The following is a 4,042-nucleotide window of genomic DNA, read 5'->3' as shown; positions in this document are numbered from 1 at the left end:
AAGGATTAGTATAACTTTTGATCCAAAAGTTTCACATAATCTTATCTATCATGTGAAAATTTCAAAACGCAAAGATCACAATAGGACATAGAGATAACGTTTACAAGCAGACCGGATTGTTAAATCTACGATCAAAACTTTAAATATATTAAGTTGTAGTTCTAACTTTACCCGCTAGACTATAAAACTTTTTCTATAAAGAATAAGTAGCTTCAAATGCATCAAAGTCAAGTTGGTGCTAGATAGTTGCAGTGTTTTACGTATTTAAACTTTGCCTATCTCGTACTTAATTTATTTTAGAGTTAGGTCTTTTTAATACAGAGTAGTTTTCTCCACTGATTAGAGTTATAACTTTTTCCAAATTTTAAGAATATTGTGATTGTTACATATTATAGTAAAAAAAGTCAACTCTCTCTCTCACATCTCTTCCAAAGGCTCTATATTGAAGATAGAAAGTCCAGAAGCGATGACGTGTGCTAAGGCTTGGACAAGAAACCTTCTTGCAGCAGTGAGGTCCAAGTTATTTTCCAGTATGAAACGCATGTTTAAATCTCTTTTGCCGTATCCCCATAGAACATGAAACGCTTGTGCCTCACAACGCCTTGCCGTTGTTTCCACTACATCTGGCCATTTTGCTAAGGTTTTTATGAGGAACAGCTCTTCGTCTGTCTTTAAAAGTGAAAGACCTGCACTTGGGCGTTTTTTTGGAACGTTACGCATCAATGAATGAGCACGAGCGTGCGCATATTGCACGTAAACAACAGGATTGTCTTTTGATTGTTCCTTCATTTTGGCAAAATCAACGTCTAAGACCATATCATTCTTGCGTGTTAGCATTATAAAACGAGTGATATCTCTGCCAACTTCCTCCACCACATCTCTTGCCGTGAGAAAGTTTCCTGATCTTTTGGACATCTTAACAGATTTTCCATCATCGAAAATATTCACAATATTATGCAGTTTTACCTCTATTTTCGCTTTATTATCACTCAGCGTAAAGACAACTGCTTTGAGCCTTTTGACATAACCGCCATGGTCACTACCAAGCTCTACGATCATATTGTTAAAGCCACGTGATATCTTATCGAAATGGTAAGCAATATCCGAGGCAAAATAAGTCCAACTGCCAGCCTCTTTTTTCAGTGCGCGGTCATCATCATCGCCAAACTCTGTAGAGCGAAATTACCTCTCTTTTCTGGAAGTCCAATTTTCACTTTCTTTACCTTTTGGTTTTTCTAGGTAACCTTCGTACACCAAACCCTTATCTGACAATATCTTTCTACTCTCTTCAATTTTGCCACGTAGCTTGTACTCTGAAGTAAAAACATCATGACTTACTCCAAGCAAGCTCATGTCTTCCTTTATGAGTTCCAAGATAGAACTTAAATTATACTCTCTAATTATTTGATTATCTTGCTTTTTAAGAAGATCAATGCCATATTTTTGGCTAGCCCCTCCCCCCTACTGGTTTTAAATATTCACCCGGGTATAAACCTTTTTCGATACTGATCTTCTCTCCCAGAGCTTCCCTATATCTCAAATATACTGACCCAACTAGCGTATCTACCTGCGCTCCAACATCATTAATGTAGTATTTCTTGGTGGATTTATAACCAACTTTTTTTCAGTAAATTTGCCAAAACATCACCAAATACCGCCCCTCTTATACCTCTTCTACCAATATGCAGTAGACCGGTTGGATTTGCAGATAAAAATTCAGCATTAACAGCCTGATTATTTCCAATATTTAGAGTACCGAATTCTGTTTTTAGCTCATTAATTCGTCTTAGAACTTTGTGCCATACTTCTATTTTCAAGTGCATGTTGATGAAACCTGGGCCAGCTACTTCCACTTTCTCAATCTCATCAAATAGTTCAAATTCCCTTGCTAACATCCCTGCAATCTCAATAGAATTCTTCATTTCATGCTTTGCAAGCACCATAGCAACATTCGTATAGATTTCACTATGTGCTCTATTGCTTGGAGGCTCTACGATAAAATTTTCTGCACTTATATTCATCACACCTCTTTGCTTCAACTCATCTAATTTGCTAAGGATTAGCGAGGAGATCTGCTTTAAAATGTTCATTAACTAGAAAAACTATGGAAACCTTCACCAATATAGCGAATAAGCAAGAATAGTTAAAGGGTTATCTTGTGTCAGAAACTACCAAGGGAAAAGAACTTACCAATGCCGTGTCTTTTTAGACAACGGCACAGGAGTTAAATGCAACTTGTAAAACATAGATATGCTCACAAATTAACCCTCTTCATCTTCATTCACACATCCTATCAAAATTAAATAGCTCTATTTTGCAATTAATGACAATCAAAAACATTGTAACCTGGATCATGTATTAGCACAGGCTTATTGAAGAATTCTGTATGTCCTCCTACTTTTACTACAGGTAGCCCACCTTTCCAACCATAAGGTATTACCACTATATTGCCGAATCATGAGTATGACATAACATGAAGTATGATGACTATTATAATATGGATCAATGATAATGCTTGAAGCATAAGTTATGATGATATGGGTGCTCATCTACAGTAAGTTTCATTTTATTTCCCCAGCCTATTATAGACTTTATAGGTTCATCTACCATAAACTTTACATAGGGTTCCCTATATTCACTGTAGTAACTTTTTCAGTGGGCTTTTCTACATTTACTGTAGAATTTTTTCAGGAAGCTGTCCTCCACTTACATTATCTACTATAGGTTTTGCAGGAGGTTCTTCCTTACTTACATTATCTACTACATGCTCTGCAGGAGGTTCTCCTCCGCTTTCATTATCTACAGCAAGCTCTGCAGAAGGTTCCCCTCCGCTTTCATTATCTACTGCAGGTTTTGCAGGAGGTTCTTCTCCGCTTTCATTATCTACTGCAGGTTATTCAGTAGTTTCCTCTGTAATTTCATTTTGGCTAACACCATTTTGAATATCATCGCTTTCTGGCAAAGAAATCTCCTATATAATTAAAACTTTATCTCAAATTAACAGTATTAGTAGGGAAGGCAAGAAAGACCATCAAATAGGCTGTCAAAGTTATAAGCCAACAGACAGAGGCGTACAGTGCACATCCCTTCTTTTCGTCTTATACTCTATTTATCATATTAAGTCAATGCTATTTGTAATATGATATCGCTCACTTTTGATCCTCTACGCACTTTTTACATCTTTCGTTACCTTCGCTACAGTTACCTACAAAAATTTATTGTCCTTAAATTATTTCCGTAGTAGAAACAGCTGTTGCGGGATCTTGTAGTACTTCAGTTCCTGAAACTTCTATTACTTAGTTCCTGTTTTTCCACTTCTAGTCCAATATGGTGGTATATTTAGCACTACTGTGTTGCCGGAGTCGTGAGCATGGCACAATGTAACATCATTAGGATTACTGTAACATGGATTACAATGATGCTTGAAATATGGGTTACAATCACCCTGAGATGGAATGTGATGACGTTTACGAGACATGTATAAGTTAGGAATACGATAATCACCTGTAAGGCAAAATTTTTGCATGGCTAAGTAGTCCCTATCAAAGAAAAGCTTATTATCAAATTTATCAGGTATGTATATGTCAGATAAGACAACCAATTAATTAATAAAAGTGTCCAAAATGATATAATGACAATGGGGATAACATTACCTGCTTAATCCTTGGTCCGTCGTTGCACCAATTCTACAGTCGCGGCACTTTTAAACCTCGAGACTAGCTGGCAATGTCCTCTCCTTGCTTGTTATTGTGAAATGAGAAGTCTAAAAGTTCATCAAAATTCAGGCGTTGAAATGCTGAGCTCAAGATGGCTGTATTTGTTTGCAAGTAAAGTATTATTTAAATATAAGATAATTTGAAGGCTATTCATTATTCTTTAAAAAATATATATATTATTTAGTTTTAATAAACGTTATTTTAATAATATTATATTTATAAAAGCTTAACGATTAAAATATTGGGCTACATTTTGGAAGACGTCTAAACGAGTTAAAAGCGGAAGTTCAACTGTTCTCCAAAGCCGAGCAGACGACAAGAACAAT

General features: G+C 36.0%; 2 protein-coding genes and 1 pseudogene. All 3 read right to left on the bottom strand.

Annotated elements, in window-relative coordinates; genetic code table 11:
• Nucleotides 1–417: 417 nt before the first annotated feature.
• Nucleotides 418–2,090: pseudogene (argS, locus tag HET73_RS06350) on the bottom strand (arginine--tRNA ligase).
• A 230-nt stretch (nucleotides 2,091–2,320) separates the two neighbouring features.
• The gene (locus tag HET73_RS09140; RefSeq protein WP_281356050.1) at nucleotides 2,321–2,443 is read right to left on the bottom strand and encodes a hypothetical protein; all 123 of its coding nucleotides are present in this window, start codon (nucleotides 2,441–2,443) and stop codon (nucleotides 2,321–2,323) included.
• Between the two features lie 849 nt (nucleotides 2,444–3,292).
• Complete coding sequence (locus HET73_RS06345) at nucleotides 3,293–3,601, bottom strand: hypothetical protein (RefSeq protein WP_174134215.1); 309 nt, start codon at nucleotides 3,599–3,601, stop codon at nucleotides 3,293–3,295.
• Nucleotides 3,602–4,042 lie beyond the last annotated feature (441 nt).

The organism is Wolbachia endosymbiont of Atemnus politus, assembly GCF_013309895.1.
The sequence above is the reverse complement of the archived record's forward strand: the minus strand, read 5'-3'. Positions and strand labels throughout refer to the sequence as shown.